Here is a 16,002-nt window from a genome sequence, read left to right on the forward strand (position 1 = left end):
GGAACACGCCCCATGAGTGCATTTTTTGACCCTTTTGAAACCCGCTCCCCCGCCGAACGCGAAGCGGCCCTGCTGACCGCCCTGCCGCAGCAGATCGCCCATGCCAAGACGCGGGCGCCCGCGTTCACCGCCATCCTCAAGGGCATCGATGCCCAGGCCGTCACGTCGCGTGCCGCACTGGCGCAGTTGCCCGTGACCCGCAAGTACGAACTGCTGGAGCGCCAGCAGGCCGAGCGCGCCCCCGGCGGCAGCGGCGATGCGTTTGGCGGTTTCAGCGCCTTGCGTTACGGCGCGCACATGCCCCATGTGTTTGCCAGCCCCGGCACCATTTATGAGCCGGGCGGCACACGCAAGGATTACTGGCGCATGGCCAGGGCCATGTTTGCCGCGGGCTTTCGCCCGGGGCAGCTGATCCACAACAGCTTCAGCTACCACTTCGTGCCGGCCGGCGCCATGATGGAAACCGGCGCCCACGCGCTGGGCTGCACGGTGTTTCCGGGCGGCACCGGGCAGACCGAGCAGCAGGTGCAGGCCATGGCCGAGCTCAAGCCGGCCGGCTACATCGGCACACCGAGCTTTTTGAAAATCATTGTGGAAAAAGCCGCTGAAATGAAGGTGGCGCTGCCCACCGTCACCCGGGCGCTGGTGTCGGGTGAGGCCTTCCCGCCCAGCCTGCGTGACTGGCTGGGTGAGCGCGGCATTGCCGGCTACCAGTGTTATGCGTCGGCCGACCTCGGGCTGATCGCCTATGAAACCGAAGCCCGCGAGGGGCTGGTGCTGGACGAAGGCGTGATCGTGGAAATCGTGCGGCCCGGCACCGGCGACCCGGTGGCCGAGGGCGAAGTGGGCGAACTGGTGGTCACCACGCTGAACCCTGACTACCCGCTGATCCGCTTCGGCACGGGCGATCTTTCTGCCGTGCTGCCGGGCGCCTGCCCGACGGGGCGCACCAATTCGCGCATCAAGGGCTGGATGGGCCGGGCCGACCAGACCGTGAAGGTGCGCGGCATGTTTGTGCACCCAGGCCAGGTCGCCGACATTGCCCGGCGCTTTCCCGAAGTGCTCAAGGCCCGGCTGGTGGTCAGCGGCGAGATGGCCAACGACAGCATGCACTTCCAGGTCGAGACCGCGTCGGCCCCCAGCGGGCTGGACCAGCGCATCAGCGAGGTGATACGCGACGTGACCAAACTGCGCGGCACCGTGCAGCTGATGGCGCCCGGAAGTCTCCCCAATGACGGGAAGGTTATTGAGGACGCCCGCAGCTACAAGTAACAGGCGACACACGGCCGCACCACAACGGCGCGGATGACGGGAATGCCCTTACGTAGTTCCCGCGATGTTCTACGGCGAATGGAACCGTAAACTTGGCGCGTTCATTACAAGGAGACGCTCATGAAACGCCTGTTAGTCCTCGCCGCTGTCGCGACGGCCTTTGCCGCCCACGCCCAAGCCCCCGCCTTCCCCGGCTCCAAGCCGATCACGTTTGTGGTTCCTTTCGCGGCTGGCGGCCCGACCGACCGCGTCGCGCGCGACCTGGCCGAAGCCATGCGCAAGTCCATGGGCGGCGGCGCCAACTTCGTGGTTGAAAACGTCAACGGCGCCGGCGGCACCATCGGCGCGGCCAAGGTGGCACGCGCCGCACCGGACGGCCATACCCTGCTGCTGCACCACATCGGCATGGCGGCCGCACCGGCGCTGTACCGCAAGCTGCCTTACAAGATGCCCGATGATTTCGAGTACCTGGGCATGATCAACGAAGTGCCCATGACCATCATCGGCAAACCGCAGCTGCCGGCCAACAACTACCGCGACTTCGAAAACTACATCCGCGCCAATTCGGGCAAGCTGAACATCGCCCACGCGGGCCTCGGTTCCGCATCGCACCTGTGCGGCCTGATGTGGCAAGCGGCCATCAACGCCAAAGACGCGATGACCACGATCCCATTCGGCGGCACGGCGCCGGCGATGAATGCGCTGGTGGGCGGCCAGGTCGACATGATGTGCGACCAGACCACCAACACCACGGGCCAGATCGAGGCCGGCCGCGTCAAGGCATTTGCCGTGACCACCGCCAAGCCCCTGTCGAGCAACAAGCTGCTCAAGGACTACCCGACCCTGCAGGAAATGGGCCTCAAGGGCTTTGACCTGACGATCTGGCACGGCCTGTACGCACCCAAGGGCACGCCACCCGCCGTGATGACCCAGATCAACAACGCCCTGAAAGTGGCGCTGAAAGATCCTGAATTCATCAAGAAGCAAGAGGGCCTGGGCGCCGTGGTGGTAACCGACAAGCGCGTCGAGCCGGCCGCCCACAAGGCTTTTGTCGTCGCCGAAATCAACAAGCTCAAGCCGGTGATTGAAGCTGCCGGCAAGTTTGCCGACTGAACGACCTCTGACACTTCTCACCAAAGCCGCCCTGCAATTGCCGGGCGGCTTTTTTCATGGCCTGGCCCGCTAGGTTTAACCCTCTTGAAGCCCCCTGCGGGGCACGGTAAGGTGCCTGACTACCAGTCGGCCCTCTCTTTTCTGGAGCCCATTTTGAGAAAAATCCTTAAGCAAAATCGCAGGTTAGCCCTTGCGGGTATTGCACTTTCAGCTATTAATTTGATAGCAATCCCGGTATCCGCCCAAACCACCTGGCCCACCCGGCCGGTCAAGATCGTCGTGCCTTTTGCGCCCGGCGGCACCACCGACATCCTGGCCCGCGCCATGGCGCCTGAGCTGTCCAAAGCTTTCGGCCAGTCTTTTGTGGTCGAGAACCGCGCCGGCGCTGGCGGCAACATCGGCGCCGACGTCGTGGCCAAATCGGCGCCGGACGGCTACACCTTGCTGATGGGCACTGTCGGCACGCACGGCATCAACAAGTCGCTGTACAGCAAGATGAGCTACGACCCGCAAAAGGACTTTTCGCCCATCACTCTGGTGGCGGGCGTGCCGAATGTGATGGTGGTCAACACCGAAAAAGCCAAGGCGGCCGGCATCAACAACGTGGCCGACTTCATCCGCGTGGCCAAGGCCAACCCCGGCAAGTTCAACATGGCCTCCAGCGGCAACGGCACCTCCATCCACCTGGCGGGCGAGCTGTTCAAGACCATGAGCGGCACCTACATGACGCACTTCCCGTACAGCGGCTCCGGCCCGGCGCTGCTGGCCCTGGTAGGCGGTGACATGGACGTGATGTTCGACAACCTGCCTTCGTCGATGCAGCTGATCAAGTCCGGCAAGCTCAAGGCGCTCGCCGTGACGAGCTCCGAGCGCTCGGCGGCGGTTCCGGATGTGCCGACGGTGGAGCAGGCCGGCGGCGCGGCGCTCAAGGGTTTTGACGCCAGCTCATGGTTTGGCCTGCTCGCCCCTGCGGGCACACCGCCCGAGATCGTCAACCGCATCCAGCAGGAAGCCGCCAAGGCGCTGGGCACGCCGGCCATCAAGGAAAAGCTGCTGGCGCAAGGCGCCATCCCCAGCGGCAACACGCCGGCGCAATTCACCGCCTTTATCAACGCCGAGCACAAGAAGTGGGCGCAGGTGGTGAAGGCCTCAGGCGCCAAGGTGGACTGAGTCTCCAGAAGCTTCAATTTTCCACCCCCCTTTTTTCAGAGGTAAATACATGGGCGTTTTGGACGTCGGGCCTTTCTATCACGGTACGAGAGCGGATATGCAGGTTGGCGGCTTGCTGACGGCAGGGTTCAGATCGAACTACGACGACAGCGTGGTGATGAACCATATTTATTTCACGGCTTTGCCCAAAGTGGCCGGACTTGGCGCGGAGATGTCCAAAGGCGAAGGTGCACCGCGGGTTTACATCGTGGAGCCCACAGGCGAATTTGAGAACGACCCCAACGTCACTGACAAAAAATTCCCTGGCAATCCAACGCGGTCCTACCGAAGTGGATCACCTTTGAAAATCATCGGCGAACTCGACAGCTGGGAACCCTACGATCAGGAGTTCATCCGGCAGCTCAGAATTCGCGTCCAGGCAGGGATGGGAGAGATTCTTAACTGAGGGTCGGCGATAGAAGCGGTTGGGGATGAGCGATTTTTAAGCGTCGCTGGCGCATCCCCTCCAATGCAAAAAGCCCTGTCACCAGGGCTTTTTATGGAGGCAACGAAAGCCTTGCGCCTAGACGCCCCAGACCACTTCGTGGCCGTTCTGGTGGTTGCGCTGCAGCATGTCGATAAAGGGCATGGCGCGCTGGCGCAGTCCCAGGCCGTCGCCGGGCACGACGGCATCACCGGCATTGGCGTCATGGGCTTCCTCATGGGCAATCGCCGCCTTGAGCGCCTCGATGGCGGCGGGCATTTGCTCGGGCAGGATGATGCCCTTGGGGCCGGCGTCCTTGCCGATGATCTCCAGCACCTTGCGGCCGTTGGCTTCCAGCATGATCACATCGCCGGCGTCTTTTGATTTGAATTTGTAAAGCATGGATGGGCTCCTCTAGTTAGACAGACGGACCATTATGGAAAGTTTTGGGGCCCCTGTATGTAGGCTGGTTTCACCTCTTGCCCCCTCAGGGTTTCCGGCTGCGCGGGCCTGGCGAGCCGGGCGGCTCAAGCAAAATGGCGGTCTATGTTCAATATCGCCACTGTCCCCAAGTCGGCCCGCCAGGCGCTCAGCCAGGACGGCCTCAGCCTGCTGAACCCGGCCGAACTGACGGCCACGCTGGAACTGGGCGCCGCCTGGGCGCCCGGCTGGAACGCCCTGATCCCTTCCTGGGACCGGCTGCCGCCGGATGCGCACCTGAAGGACGGCGGGCACTACCGCAAGCGCCGCCATTCCTGCTTTGTGCAAGACCTGGCTACCGGCGCGCTGGTGCAAACCCCGCACCGCGCGCACTGGCAACCCACCGACTACAACGCGCTGCACGGCGGCTTCGAGCGCTGGTTTGACCCGGTCGAACCGGCGGTGGCAACGGCCCCGGCGTGGACGGATTTGCTGGCCAGCCTGGGCAGGCTGTTTGCCCAGGTGCAGCCGGCCAAGCACTGGCACATTGAAGCGCACCAGTTCCGCATCGACACCGCCGGCGGCGTAGGCCGGCCCACCCCGGAAGGCGCGCACCGCGACGGCGTCGATTTTGTGGTGGTGATGATGGTGGCGCGGCACGGCGTCAAGGGCGGCGAAACCCGGGTGTTTGACGCCAACGGCCCGCACGGCGTACGCTTTGTGATGCAGGAGCCGCTGACGGCGCTGCTGCTGGACGACGCCCGCGTCATCCACGAGACCACGCCCATCCTGCCGGCAGACGACCAGCCGGCAAGCAGCTTCCGGGACACGTTGGTGCTCACTTACAGAGCATCGGGATTCCAGGCGCCCTAGCCTTCCAGGCCTCTCAAGCGCCCGGGGCCGAAGTATCGGCCCCTTTTTTTTGCGCTGTTGCACACAGTTTCTGGATCAGGGGGAAAAACCCGCTTGACGGTTTTAGTTTAAACCTAAACAATTAAAGCAAGATTAATCCAGAGAGTACGCATTCATGCACATTCTTTGCCTGGGCGGTGGTCCCGCAGGTTTGTATTTCGCCCTGCTGATGAAGCTGCAGAACCCCGCGCACACCGTGACGGTGGTCGAGCGCAACCGGCCTTTTGACACCTTCGGCTGGGGCGTGGTGCTGTCCGACCAGACGCTGGGCAACCTGCGCGTGGCCGACCCGGTCAGCGCCCAGCTGATCGGCGACGCCTTCAACCACTGGGACGACGTGGAGGTGTTCTTCAAGGGCACGTCCGTGCGCTCGGGCGGCCACGGTTTTTGCGGCATCGGCCGCAAGCGCCTGCTCAACATCCTGCAGGATCGCTGTATCGAACTGGGGGTTGACCTGCTGTTTGAAACCGACGTGCAGGACGACCAGGCGATTGCCGCGAAATACAAGGCCGACGTCGTCATCGCCAGCGACGGCCTGAACAGCCGCATCCGCAACCGCTATGCAGACACCTTCAAGCCCGATGTGGAGCTGCGCGCCTGCCGCTTTGTCTGGCTGGGCACACACAAAACCTTTGACGCCTTCACCTTCGCGTTCGAGCAAACCGAGCACGGCTGGTTTGCCGCGCACGCCTACAAGTTTGACGAGAACACCTCGACCTTCATCGTCGAGACGCCCGAAGCTGTCTGGAAGGCCCACGGCCTGGACCAGATGAGCCAGGAAGAAGGCATTGCCTTCTGCGAGCGCCTGTTTGCCAAATACCTGGACGGCAACGCGCTGATGAACAACGCCACGCATGTGCGCGGCTCGGCGATCTGGATTCGTTTTCCGCGCGTGGTGTGCGAGCGCTGGGTGCATGAGGCGTCTATCAACGGCAAGCAGGTCCCCATTGTGCTCATGGGCGATGCGGCGCACACGGCGCATTTCTCGATCGGCAGCGGCACCAAGCTGGCGCTCGAAGATGCGATTGAGCTGGCCAACTGTTTTGCGCAACACGGTGATGCTGCTGCGGCGCTCAAGACCTACGAAGCGCTGCGCTCGGTCGAAGTGCTGAAGATCCAGAATGCCGCGCGCAACTCCACCGAGTGGTTTGAGAACGTGGACCGCTACAGCGGCATGGAGGCCGAGCAGTTCTTTTACTCGCTGCTCACACGCTCGCAGCGCATCAGCCATGAGAACCTGCGTGTGCGCGATGCCGCGTGGTTGCAGGGTTATGAGCAGTGGCTGGCCAAAAGCAATGCGCCGCATGCACCACCGCCGATGCTGTTGCCTCTGAAGGTACGCGAGCTTTCTTTGAAGAACCGCATCGTCGTCTCCCCCATGGCCACCTACAGCGCCATCGACGGCGTGCCGCAAGACTTCCATCTGGTGCACCTGGGCGCACGCGCGCTCGGAGGCGCCGCGCTGGTGTTTGTCGAAATGACCGCACCGTGCGCAGAGGGCCGCATCACCCCCGGCTGCCCGGGCCTGTGGAACGACACGCAGGCCAAGGCCTTCAAGCGCATCGTGGATTTTGTGCACGCCTCGGGCGCCGGCGCCAAGATCGGCATGCAGCTGGGCCACAGCGGCCCCAAAGGCTCGACGCAAGTCGGCTGGGAGCAACCCGACGAACCGCTGGTCACTGGCAACTGGCCTTTGCTGGCGGCCAGCGCCGTGGCGTACGGCCCGACCAACCAGACGCCGAAAGCCATGACGCGCGCCGACATGGACCGCGTCAAGGCGGAGTTCGTGCAGTCCACCCGCTACGCGGCCGAAGCCGGCTTTGACTGGCTGGAGCTGCACTGCGCCCACGGCTATTTGCTGTCGAGCTTTATCACGCCGCTGACGAACCAGCGCACCGACGACTACGGCGGCAGCCTGGAAAACCGCTGCCGCTTTCCGCTCGAGGTGTTTGCCGCCATGCGCGATGTGTGGCCGGCCTACCTGCCGATGAGCGTGCGGATCTCGGCGCACGACTGGGCGCCGGGTGGCAACACCGCCGACGACGCCGTGGCGATCGCCCGGATGTTCAAGGCCGCGGGTTGCGACTTCATCGACGTGTCGTCAGGCCAGACCACGCGCGCGGCCAAGCCGGTGTACGGCCGCATGTACCAGACGCCGTTTGCCGACCGCATCCGCAATGAAGTGGGCATCCAGACCATCGCGGTCGGTGCGATCTCGGAAGTCGACCACGTCAACAGCATCATCGCCGCCGGCCGCGCAGACTTGTGCGCGATTGCCCGCCCGCACCTGGCCGACCCGGCCTGGACGCTGCACGAAGCGGCCAAGCTGCAGAGCCGGCATGTGAACTGGCCGCAGCCCTACCTGAGCGGGCGCGACCAGCTCTACCGCGAGATTTCCAAGCAAAAGGAGCTTGAAGCCCAGGTGGAGCAAGCACAAGTAGCTATCAAATAAGTAGCAAAGATAAAAATACCGATACCACCAAGGAGACCCACCATGGACATGGAAGCACGAGGCCACAGCGAACACCCCGAAGCATTGCGGCTCTGGCTGCGCATGCTGACCTGCACGCAGCTGGTCGAAAAGCAGGTGCGCACCCAGCTGCGCGAGCAGTTCGATACCACCTTGCCGCGGTTTGACCTGATGGCCCAGCTCGAGCGCAGCCCTGAAGGCCTGAAGATGAATGAGCTGTCGCGCCGCATGATGGTGACCGGCGGCAACGTCACCGGCATCACCGACCAGCTGGTCGCCGAAGGCCTGGTGGAACGTGTGGATGTGGAGGGCGACCGCCGTGCCTACCGCGTACGCCTGACCACCCGCGGCCGCAAGCTCTTCGACGAGATGGCCGCCGAGCATGAGGCCTGGATCGTGGCGGCCTTTGAAGGCCTGTCCGCACGTGAAGTGGAGTCCCTGCACAAGCTGCTGGGCAAGGTCAAGCAGCACCACACCTTGCTCGCCGACGCCAAACTGGAAACGACATGAAGCACTACATCAAGCTGGGCAATCCCATGCACGCGCAGTTCGATGCGCTGGCCCATCACCAGGCCGAACACTTCGCCTATTCGTTCGACGCGGGTGTGGCCACGCTGACGCTCAACCGCCCCGAGCGCAAAAACCCGCTGACGTTTGACTCCTACGCGGAGCTGCGCGATTTGTTCCGCACGCTGAACAGCGCCACCGACGTGAAGACCGTGGTGATCACCGGCGCCGGCGGCAATTTCTGCTCGGGCGGCGATGTGCACGAAATCATCGGGCCGCTGACCAAGATGACCATGCCCGAGCTGCTGGAGTTCACCCGCATGACGGGCGACCTGGTCAAGGCCATGCGCCTGTGCCCGCAGCCCATCATCGCGGCGATTGACGGCATCTGCGCCGGCGCGGGCGCCATGATGGCGCTGGCCGCCGACATGCGGCTGGGCACCGCCCAGGCCAAGACGGCCTTCCTCTTCACCCGCGTGGGCCTGGCCGGCGCCGACATGGGCGCTTGCGCCTTGCTGCCGCGCCTGATCGGCCAGGGCCGCGCCTCCGAGCTGCTGTTTACCGGCCGCGCCATGAGCGCGCAGGAAGGCCTGCAGTGGGGATTCTTCAATGCGCTGCATGAGCCGAAAGACGTGCTGGCAGAAGCGCAGAAGCTGGCGCAAAGCCTGGCCGACGGCCCGACTTTTGCGCACGGCATGACCAAGACCATGCTGCACCAGGAATGGGCCATGACGCTGGACCAGGCGATCGAAGCCGAGGCGCAGGCGCAAGCCATCTGCATGCAGACGCAGGACTTCACACGCGCCTACGAAGCGTTTTCGGCCAAACAAAAACCGGTGTTCCGCGGCGACTGACCCGCCCCCCCCGACAAGCTCACAAGGCAAGGATGTTTCACGCATGAGATCGACGACCGCCCACCTGGCGCTGCCATTCTTTGACGATGTCCACCGCGACCTGGGCCGGCGGCTGGCCGACTGGATGCCGCAGCAGCACGTCGACGAAAGCGACGACCGCCAGGCCTGCAAGGACTGGGTCCAGCTGCTGGGCGCCAACCAGTGGCTGCGCTATTGCGTGCCGGCCGGCAAGGACGGCGCACTCGGCGGCGCACTTGAAAAGCTCGACTCCCGCGCGCTGGTGATCCTGCGCGAGACGCTGGCATTTCATTCGCCCTTGGCTGATTTCGCTTTTGCGATGCAGGGCCTGGGCAGCGGCGCGATCACGCTGGCGGGAACGCCCGCACAGCAGGCGGCGTATTTGCCGCAGGTGGCCAGCGGTGCAAAGATTGCCGCCTTTGCCCTGAGCGAGCCGGATGCCGGCTCAGATGCCGGCGCCATGACGACCTCGGCCGTGAGCACGGGCGACGGCTGGGCGGTCAACGGCAGCAAGACCTGGATCAGCAACGGCGGCATTGCGGATTTTTATGTCACCTTCACCAAGACGGATCCGCAAGCCGGCACACGCGGCATCACCGCCTTCATCGTGGACGCAGCAAACAAAGGCCTGGACACCAGCGAACACATCGCCGTGATGGCGCCGCATCCCCTGGCGACGCTCAAGTTCACGCACTGCCAGCTGCCGCAGGATGCCCAGCTGGGTGCGCTGAACGGCGGCTTCAAGCTGGCGATGCAGACACTGGATATCTTCCGCGCATCGGTGGCTGCGGCGGCATTGGGCATGGCACGGCGTGCGCTGGCCGAGGCAGTACGCTTTTCCAAAGAACGCAAGATGTTCGGCCAGACGCTGGCGGACTTCCAGCTCACGCAGGCCAAGCTCGGCGAGATGGCCGCGCTGGTCGACGCAGCCGCCCTGCTGACCTACCGCGCCGCGTGGATGCGCGACGAAAGCGAACGGCTGGGCAGCGGCGCGCGCATCACCGCCGAAGCCGCCATGGCCAAGATGACCGCCACCGAGAACGCGCAGAAGGTCATCGACATGGCGCTGCAGATGCACGGCGGCCTGGGCGTGAAAGTAGGTACCAAGGTGGAAAGCCTTTACCGCGACATCCGCTCCCTGCGCATTTACGAAGGCGCCACCGAAGTGCAGCAACTCATCATTGGAAAGGCCGTATTGCAATCATGAGCACCTCTGTGTCCGATCCCGTCGTTTCTTCCGCGCCCGCGGCGCCTGCGGCGCCTTCGGCCCAGGCCGACCACTTTGTGCACGACCGCCTGCCGCCGCCGGCGCAGTTGCCTCGCATGGTGTACCCGCTGCCCGAGCAGCGCATCGCGGCGCAAGCCAACCTGGTGCAGACCCTGTTTGCCAATGCTTTTCATGAGGGGCGCGCGGACAAACCCATGCTGCGCTCGGACAAGATCACATTGACGTACGCCGATGCGCTGGAACGCGTCAACCGGATTGCGCAGGTGCTGACACAAGACTTCAAGCTCCAGCCGGGCAACCGCGTCCTGCTGCGCGGCGGCAACTCCATCGGCATGGCCCTGGCCTGGCTGGGCGTGGTGCAGGCCGGGCTGGTGGCGGTGGCCACCATGCCGCTGCTGCGCGCCAAGGAGCTGGGTGAAGTCATTGAAAAGGCCCGCCCCGCGCTGGCCCTGTGCGACGCCGGCCTGCTGGAAGAGCTGCAAACCGCCCAAGCACAAAGCGATACCTTGCCCGCCATCGTGCCCTTCAACCTGATGGACGAGCCCGGTTCGCTGGCCGTGCTCTCGGCGCAAAAAGACGGCAAGTTCACACCCTGCCCGGTGTCGGCAGACGACATTGCCCTGATGGCGTTTACCTCCGGCACCACCGGCAAACCCAAGGCCGCGGTGCACACCCATCGCGACGTGCTGGCGGCCTGCGAAGCCTGGCCGCGCCATGTGCTCAAAGCCAGGCCTGATGACATCGTGGTCGGCTCGCCGCCGCTGGCGTTTACCTTCGGCCTGGGTGGCATGCTGATTTTCCCCATGTGGGCGGGCGCATCGGTGTACTACCCGTCCATCGGCTACACGCCGGAGGCGATGGTCAAGCTCATCAACCAGGTGGGCGCCACTGTTTGCTATACCGCGCCCACCTTCTACCGGCAGATGGCCGCCTTTGCCAAACAGCATGGCGTGCCCAGCCTGCGGCTGTGCGTGAGCGCCGGCGAAAGCCTGCCGGATGCCACGCGGCAGCTGTGGAAAGACGCCACGGGCATCGAGATGATCGACGGCATAGGCGCCACCGAGATGTTCCACATCTTTATCTCCGCGGCGGGGCAAGACGTGCGCCGCGGCGCGATCGGCAAAGTGGTGCCGGGTTACACCGCCAGGGTGGTGGACGATGAAGGCGTGGAAGTGCCGCGCGGAACCATCGGCAAACTCGCCGTGGTGGGCCCTACCGGCTGCCGGTATCTTGACGATGAACGCCAGGGCAACTATGTCAAAGGCGGCTGGAACTACCCGGGCGATGCCTTCATGCAGGACGCAGACGGCTACTTCTTCTACCAGGCGCGCGCCGACGACATGATCATCACCGCCGGCTACAACGTGGCCGGCCCGGAAGTGGAAGACGCCCTGCTCAAGCACCCGGCCGTGGCCGAATGCGGTGTGGTGGGTTTGCCCGACGACGACCGCGGCATGATCGTCAAGGCCTTTGTGGTGCTCAAGCCCGGCGAGGCCGGCGGTGACGGAACGGCCAAGGCCCTGCAGGACCACGTCAAGGCGATGCTTGCGCCCTTCAAGTACCCGCGCCAGATCGAGTTCGTGGACAAGTTGCCACGCACGGAGACCGGCAAGCTGCAACGTTTCAAACTGCGCCAGTCATGAAGTTCACGGTTCAAAAGCAGGTCCGCTTTCATCACTGCGACCCGGCCGGTATTGTTTTTTACCCGCAGTTTTTTTACCTGCTGCACGAAGTTCAGGAAGACTTTCTGGCCCACATCGGATTTCCGGAGCATGTGCTGATTGCCGGCGGAACAGGCGTGCCGATTGTGGACCTGAAGACCGAGTTCCTCGGCATGTGCCGCAACGGTGACCCGCTCACGATGACCCTGGAGCTGACGCGCATCGGTAACTCGAGCATGGGCATGCAGTACGAAATCCACGGCGCGCCCTCCACACCAGACGCCGCCAATACCCTCAGGCTGAGGGCCCACGGCGTAGTGGTCTATTCACAAGTTCCAAACGGCAAACCGGTGCGCATCCCTGACGACATGCGCCGTGCCCTGATGCCTTATCTGCAAACACCCCTGGAGACACATGTTTAAAAAATTACAGCCACCCGACTGGGCAGAACCCAAGGGATATGCCAACGGCATCCTGGCGCGCGGCGCGCTGCTTTTTGTGGGCGGCCAGATCGGCTGGAACGCGCAACAGCAATTTGAAAGCGATGACTTCGTCGCACAGACCCGCCAGGCGTTGCTGAACATCGCAGACGTCCTGAAAGCCGGCGGCGCCGGGCCTGAGCACATGGTCCGCATGACCTGGTATGTGGTCGACCGCGTGGAATACATCGACAACCTCAAGGCGCTGGGCGGCGCCTACCGTGAAGTGATGGGGAAGAATTTCCCCGCAATGACCTGCGTGGAAGTTGCCGGCCTGGTGGAAGAGCGCGCGCGCGTGGAGATCGAGGTGACGGCAGTCATTCCGGACTGACACGCCCGGCCATCGAATAAAACCACGCACGCATTACGACGCATTTCGACGCATTGCGGGCAGCACCCACGCCGCAGAAAGCGCAGCATGCTCAGGCCTGAGCGGTATGCTCCAGCTCCAACAGGATGGTCGACACCAGCTTGCCCGGGACGTCTGCCGCGCTTAAACGGATGACGTTGCGCGGTCCAGGCTTTCGGGCCTCAAAGACCTCGGGCGCTGCTGTCACCTCGATCACCACAATAGCCCGGTCTGCGGATTGCTGCGCGAACTTTCTCCAGTAAGTGAACGCCGGGCTGTTAATGACTTTTCCCGTGGTGACGATGCAATGGGGCAACTCGGACGTGTCGGCGAGTTCGCTCATGTTCTTCAGCATGCGCGGGTGCTTGATCGATCCGCGGCTCAGGCTTGCGAGTACGGTCTCCTGCATGGACTGGTCCGGCAGCAGGGCCCACACCACCATCGCGGACGGGTCCAGCAGGGGACCGGGCTCCTGCACCCCAGGGGTTTCCAGCCACGCCACAGCCGAGTCGGGGCTCATCACCCGCCCAAACATCACCATCACGCGGATGCGGTCACCTTCAACCTTGCGCTTGACCTTCATCCCCTTGAGCCGCGCGAGCTGCCACAGAACGTACCACTGCAGGGAGTTCAGCTTCCTGTCTTGTGCGGCATCCGAAGAGAGATGGGTCACGCTGAGCCATAACTAGCCGAGCGGCGGCCCCCTTTTACGCAGCAGGCGCAGGTGCAGATGGCTTCCCAGCCCTTCGCCCCAGGCCAGCAAAGCCTCGAGCGCGCCCGAAAGCAACCCCCGGTCAATCATGACTTCCAGCGGGAGCAGGTCTTTGGCGAACATATGCCTCGGCGATATCCGCATACGCTGTTCGACTGCGTCGGAAATCATCACATCCAGCGCAACCGCCTCGTGCGCCGAATGAAAAGCCCTGTCCATGAGGCGTGACAGCTTCTGCGATGAGACACCCGCCTGGTACAGCGGCTGCAGGGGATTGAGCAACCAGCGCGCGTCGCTTTCCGTGATGCGGCCTTTGTTGATCAATTCAGCCAGCCTGCTGGTCACCTGCTGCACGCTATAGGTTGTATGGGCACCTAAACCGGCAACGAGGTGTTGCCAGCGCCCAGCCTCCATTTCATGGCTTAGCGAATCCTGGAAAACAAATTCAAAGTCCTCATCGTGGGATCGGGACGGCTCCGCCTCCAAATCGCTCATTATTTGCATGTCGCTTCCTTTAATTTCTTCAAGCCGCACTGGCTGTGCTGGCCGACCACCTGGTGTGTCTGCGCCTGTTTAGGTTCGGCTCTTTTGACCGCGACGCTATGAGCTGCGCATCACTACAAGCATTCATCGTCGCGCAGCTGCGGCGCTACCAGACCGGGAGACACCCGGGTCAGAATGCAAGCTCGTACCGCACAAAATTCAGCAACTGCCGGCGGAGCTTATCGAGGGTGTTTCCACCCCATCGGCCGGAGAATGAACGCCGAATCGGCCCAGCGCGTTCGCGATGGTCTCGCGCGCAATCCGCCTGCTTGCCACCTCGCGCCGCATCCGGGAGAGTTCGCGGCTTTGCTCATCGTTGCAGGGCAGTCCGCCGAATAGCCTTCCGGTCCCAGCCGGGATCAGTTCCTCAATCCAGCGGCGCACAACACTCTCGTGCACACCCAGATCACGGGCAAAAGCCGCAACCCGGTTGCCTGGTTGCGTCGCCTGCCGTGTTGAGTTCCGCTGAAGCCTGACCCGATCTTTCCATCAAATCTTGACCCACACTCTTTGTGAGCAGAGAGTGCTCACGGTGTGGATAAGTTCTTGATCTTCTCCTTTTTGGGCTGAGTCTGTGTGGATCTGCCTCAAAGTGCGCCGCTGTTTCCGCGATTTTGTTGCCTCGATTCCCAGCCAGGTGGCCAGCTTCTCAGCGTAGGGATCGAGCTTGCTTGAGCTGACCCGCCTTGCGTACCTGGGCTCAGCCTCATCGGACCGAAGGTACTTCTTTACTGTGTTGCGAGCCAGGCCTGTACGCCTTGCAATCTCGCGGATGGACAACTGATCTCTCAATGCCCACCGCCTGATGACATTCAATGTCGCCACGTCTATCACTCCTAATTTCCCTCTGCTTTTAAAACAAGCAGAGTAGTGCCTACGTGGGTCAGGTTTCGATGGAAATTACTGCTCTAACCGGGTCAGATTTCGACGGCATTCAACAACAAGAGAGCTCAGACGCACCTTCTCAGGGAATTTGGTCTCTGAAACCTATCCCGGTGACGGCAACGATTCGAGGTCCGCTCATCAGTTACGCACTGACGAACTCGTATGACCATGAAATGAGGGTGCGAAGCAAGGGATTAGATCCACCCTGGAGCCTAAGAGGAGCAGAAGGCGACCAAGTGAGTTGACTTCAGATGACGGACTATTCCGGCCTAAAGCTTAGCCGCAGACCTCAACGCGCAAGGCAATTGATGACGGACAGCAAAACGCCCACATGAAGTGGGCGTTTTGGTACTAGCTTGGTTAACTAGAATGTTGGTTGCGCGGGCAAGATTTGAACTTACGACCTTTGGGTTATGAGCCCAACGAGCTACCAGGCTGCTCCACCGCGCGGTATCTGTATATTGTAGCTTACTCTGCCTTGGCCGTGTCAGCTGTAGTGTCTTCTGACACTTCAGGGCGATCCACAAGTTCAACCAGAGCCATCGGAGCATTGTCGCCAACGCGGAAACCCATCTTCAGGATGCGGGTGTAGCCGCCAGGACGAGCCTTGTAGCGAGGGCCGATCTCAGCAAACAGCTTGACGACCATGTCGCGGTCACGCAGGCGGTCGAATGCAAGGCGCTTGTTGGCCAGCGTGGGTTCTTTACCCAAGGTAATCATGGGCTCTACCACCCGGCGCAATTCTTTGGCCTTTGGTAGCGTGGTCTTGATGACCTCGTGCTGCAGCAGCGAGTTCATCATGTTGCGCAGCATGGCGAGGCGGTGCTCGCTGGTGCGGTTGAGTTTACGTAGTCCGTGTCCGTGGCGCATGGTGCATTTCCTTTTTTAAAATCCGGGCAGCCGTATCAGGTACTGCCCGTGCGAGATCCCCTTCAAGCGGGATCTT

16 protein-coding genes, 1 tRNA gene and 1 pseudogene are annotated in these 16,002 nt (G+C 62.8%); 12 read left to right on the forward strand and 6 right to left on the reverse strand.

Translation table 11 applies throughout. The annotated features are described in order from the left end of the window. Positions 1-12: 12 nt before the first annotated feature. The 4 genes from DT070_RS04405 to arr all read left to right on the forward strand — a co-directional run bounded on the left by DT070_RS04405 (position 13) and on the right by arr (position 4,000). Entirely contained in the window at positions 13-1,272 is a 1,260-nt protein-coding gene (locus DT070_RS04405) for a phenylacetate--CoA ligase family protein (RefSeq protein WP_122954321.1), read from the forward strand. A 120-nt stretch (positions 1,273-1,392) separates the two neighbouring features. Further along, positions 1,393-2,385 (forward strand): tripartite tricarboxylate transporter substrate-binding protein, encoded by a 993-nt coding sequence (locus tag DT070_RS04410; protein WP_122954322.1) that lies wholly within the window; start codon positions 1,393-1,395, stop codon positions 2,383-2,385. Between the two features lie 153 nt (positions 2,386-2,538). Further along, complete coding sequence (locus DT070_RS04415) at positions 2,539-3,555, forward strand: tripartite tricarboxylate transporter substrate binding protein (protein ID WP_122957246.1); 1,017 nt, start codon at positions 2,539-2,541, stop codon at positions 3,553-3,555. 49 nt (positions 3,556-3,604) lie between these two features. Beyond that, positions 3,605-4,000, forward strand: a complete 396-nt coding sequence (gene arr, locus DT070_RS04420; protein WP_122954323.1) for an NAD(+)--rifampin ADP-ribosyltransferase — start codon at positions 3,605-3,607, stop codon at positions 3,998-4,000. Positions 4,001-4,117: 117 nt separating this feature from the next. On the opposite strand, the gene DT070_RS04425 is transcribed toward arr, so the two are convergent. Continuing rightward, positions 4,118-4,420 (reverse strand): DUF1840 domain-containing protein, encoded by a 303-nt coding sequence (locus tag DT070_RS04425; protein ID WP_122954324.1) that lies wholly within the window; start codon positions 4,418-4,420, stop codon positions 4,118-4,120. 144 nt (positions 4,421-4,564) lie between these two features. Between DT070_RS04425 and DT070_RS04430 the strand changes: the two genes are divergently transcribed. The 8 genes from DT070_RS04430 (at position 4,565) to DT070_RS04465 (ending at position 12,898) form a co-directional block, all read left to right on the forward strand. Further along, entirely contained in the window at positions 4,565-5,311 is a 747-nt protein-coding gene (locus DT070_RS04430) for a 2OG-Fe dioxygenase family protein (protein ID WP_122954325.1), read from the forward strand. Between the two features lie 154 nt (positions 5,312-5,465). Next, positions 5,466-7,802, forward strand: a complete 2,337-nt coding sequence (locus tag DT070_RS04435) for a bifunctional salicylyl-CoA 5-hydroxylase/oxidoreductase (RefSeq protein WP_122954326.1) — start codon at positions 5,466-5,468, stop codon at positions 7,800-7,802. Between the two features lie 42 nt (positions 7,803-7,844). After that, positions 7,845-8,330, forward strand: coding sequence for a MarR family winged helix-turn-helix transcriptional regulator (locus tag DT070_RS04440; protein WP_122954327.1), 486 nt, complete (start codon positions 7,845-7,847; stop codon positions 8,328-8,330). Next, entirely contained in the window at positions 8,327-9,181 is an 855-nt protein-coding gene (locus DT070_RS04445) for an enoyl-CoA hydratase family protein (protein ID WP_122954328.1), read from the forward strand. Before DT070_RS04440 ends, DT070_RS04445 begins: the two co-directional genes overlap by 4 nt. 43 nt (positions 9,182-9,224) lie before the next feature. Continuing rightward, on the forward strand, positions 9,225-10,406 hold the full coding sequence (locus DT070_RS04450) for an acyl-CoA dehydrogenase family protein (RefSeq protein WP_122954329.1): 1,182 nt from the start codon (positions 9,225-9,227) through the stop codon (positions 10,404-10,406). Continuing rightward, positions 10,403-12,070 (forward strand): benzoate-CoA ligase family protein, encoded by a 1,668-nt coding sequence (locus tag DT070_RS04455; RefSeq protein ID WP_122954330.1) that lies wholly within the window; start codon positions 10,403-10,405, stop codon positions 12,068-12,070. The genes DT070_RS04450 and DT070_RS04455 overlap by 4 nt, the downstream gene beginning before the upstream one ends. After that, positions 12,067-12,510 carry a thioesterase family protein gene (locus DT070_RS04460; RefSeq protein WP_122954331.1) on the forward strand — a complete coding sequence of 148 codons (444 nt, stop codon included), beginning with the start codon at positions 12,067-12,069 and terminating at the stop codon, positions 12,508-12,510. The genes DT070_RS04455 and DT070_RS04460 overlap by 4 nt, the downstream gene beginning before the upstream one ends. Beyond that, positions 12,503-12,898, forward strand: coding sequence for a RidA family protein (locus DT070_RS04465; protein WP_122954332.1), 396 nt, complete (start codon positions 12,503-12,505; stop codon positions 12,896-12,898). The genes DT070_RS04460 and DT070_RS04465 overlap by 8 nt, the downstream gene beginning before the upstream one ends. A 91-nt stretch (positions 12,899-12,989) precedes the next feature. On the opposite strand, the gene DT070_RS04470 is transcribed toward DT070_RS04465, so the two are convergent. The 5 genes and pseudogenes from DT070_RS04470 to rplQ all read right to left on the reverse strand — a co-directional run bounded on the left by DT070_RS04470 (position 12,990) and on the right by rplQ (position 15,926). Then, positions 12,990-13,589, reverse strand: coding sequence for a hypothetical protein (locus tag DT070_RS04470; protein ID WP_122954333.1), 600 nt, complete (start codon positions 13,587-13,589; stop codon positions 12,990-12,992). Positions 13,590-13,601: 12 nt separating this feature from the next. Then, the gene (locus DT070_RS04475; RefSeq protein ID WP_122954334.1) at positions 13,602-14,132 is read right to left on the reverse strand and encodes a hypothetical protein; all 531 of its coding nucleotides are present in this window, start codon (positions 14,130-14,132) and stop codon (positions 13,602-13,604) included. Positions 14,133-14,726: 594 nt separating this feature from the next. After that, positions 14,727-15,005 (reverse strand): annotated as a pseudogene (locus DT070_RS04480) (IS21 family transposase); the annotation flags it as partial. A gap of 424 nt (positions 15,006-15,429) precedes the next feature. Next, positions 15,430-15,506: transfer RNA gene (locus tag DT070_RS04485), tRNA-Met, on the reverse strand. Positions 15,507-15,524: 18 nt separating this feature from the next. Further along, a complete protein-coding gene (gene rplQ, locus DT070_RS04490; protein WP_122954335.1) occupies positions 15,525-15,926 on the reverse strand; it encodes a 50S ribosomal protein L17 in 402 nt (133 codons plus the stop codon). Positions 15,927-16,002: the final 76 nt, after the last annotated feature.

The sequence above is a fragment of the Polaromonas sp. SP1 genome (assembly GCF_003711205.1).
In the GTDB taxonomy this organism is placed as follows: Bacteria; Pseudomonadota; Gammaproteobacteria; order Burkholderiales; family Burkholderiaceae_C; genus Polaromonas.

Bases quoted from the DNA above. Each gene is read 5' to 3' on its own strand.
- DT070_RS04405 (WP_122954321.1), top strand. From the start codon at position 13: ATGAGTGCATTTTTTGACCCTTTTGAAACCCGCTCCCCCGCCGAACGC.
- DT070_RS04410 (WP_122954322.1), top strand. From the start codon at position 1,393: ATGAAACGCCTGTTAGTCCTCGCCGCTGTCGCGACGGCCTTTGCCGCC.
- arr (WP_122954323.1), top strand. From the start codon at position 3,605: ATGGGCGTTTTGGACGTCGGGCCTTTCTATCACGGTACGAGAGCGGAT.
- DT070_RS04425 (WP_122954324.1), bottom strand. From the start codon at position 4,420: ATGCTTTACAAATTCAAATCAAAAGACGCCGGCGATGTGATCATGCTG.
- DT070_RS04430 (WP_122954325.1), top strand. From the start codon at position 4,565: ATGTTCAATATCGCCACTGTCCCCAAGTCGGCCCGCCAGGCGCTCAGC.
- DT070_RS04435 (WP_122954326.1), top strand. From the start codon at position 5,466: ATGCACATTCTTTGCCTGGGCGGTGGTCCCGCAGGTTTGTATTTCGCC.
- DT070_RS04440 (WP_122954327.1), top strand. From the start codon at position 7,845: ATGGACATGGAAGCACGAGGCCACAGCGAACACCCCGAAGCATTGCGG.
- DT070_RS04445 (WP_122954328.1), top strand. From the start codon at position 8,327: ATGAAGCACTACATCAAGCTGGGCAATCCCATGCACGCGCAGTTCGAT.
- DT070_RS04450 (WP_122954329.1), top strand. From the start codon at position 9,225: ATGAGATCGACGACCGCCCACCTGGCGCTGCCATTCTTTGACGATGTC.
- DT070_RS04455 (WP_122954330.1), top strand. From the start codon at position 10,403: ATGAGCACCTCTGTGTCCGATCCCGTCGTTTCTTCCGCGCCCGCGGCG.
- DT070_RS04460 (WP_122954331.1), top strand. From the start codon at position 12,067: ATGAAGTTCACGGTTCAAAAGCAGGTCCGCTTTCATCACTGCGACCCG.
- DT070_RS04465 (WP_122954332.1), top strand. From the start codon at position 12,503: ATGTTTAAAAAATTACAGCCACCCGACTGGGCAGAACCCAAGGGATAT.
- DT070_RS04475 (WP_122954334.1), bottom strand. From the start codon at position 14,132: ATGCAAATAATGAGCGATTTGGAGGCGGAGCCGTCCCGATCCCACGAT.
- rplQ (WP_122954335.1), bottom strand. From the start codon at position 15,926: ATGCGCCACGGACACGGACTACGTAAACTCAACCGCACCAGCGAGCAC.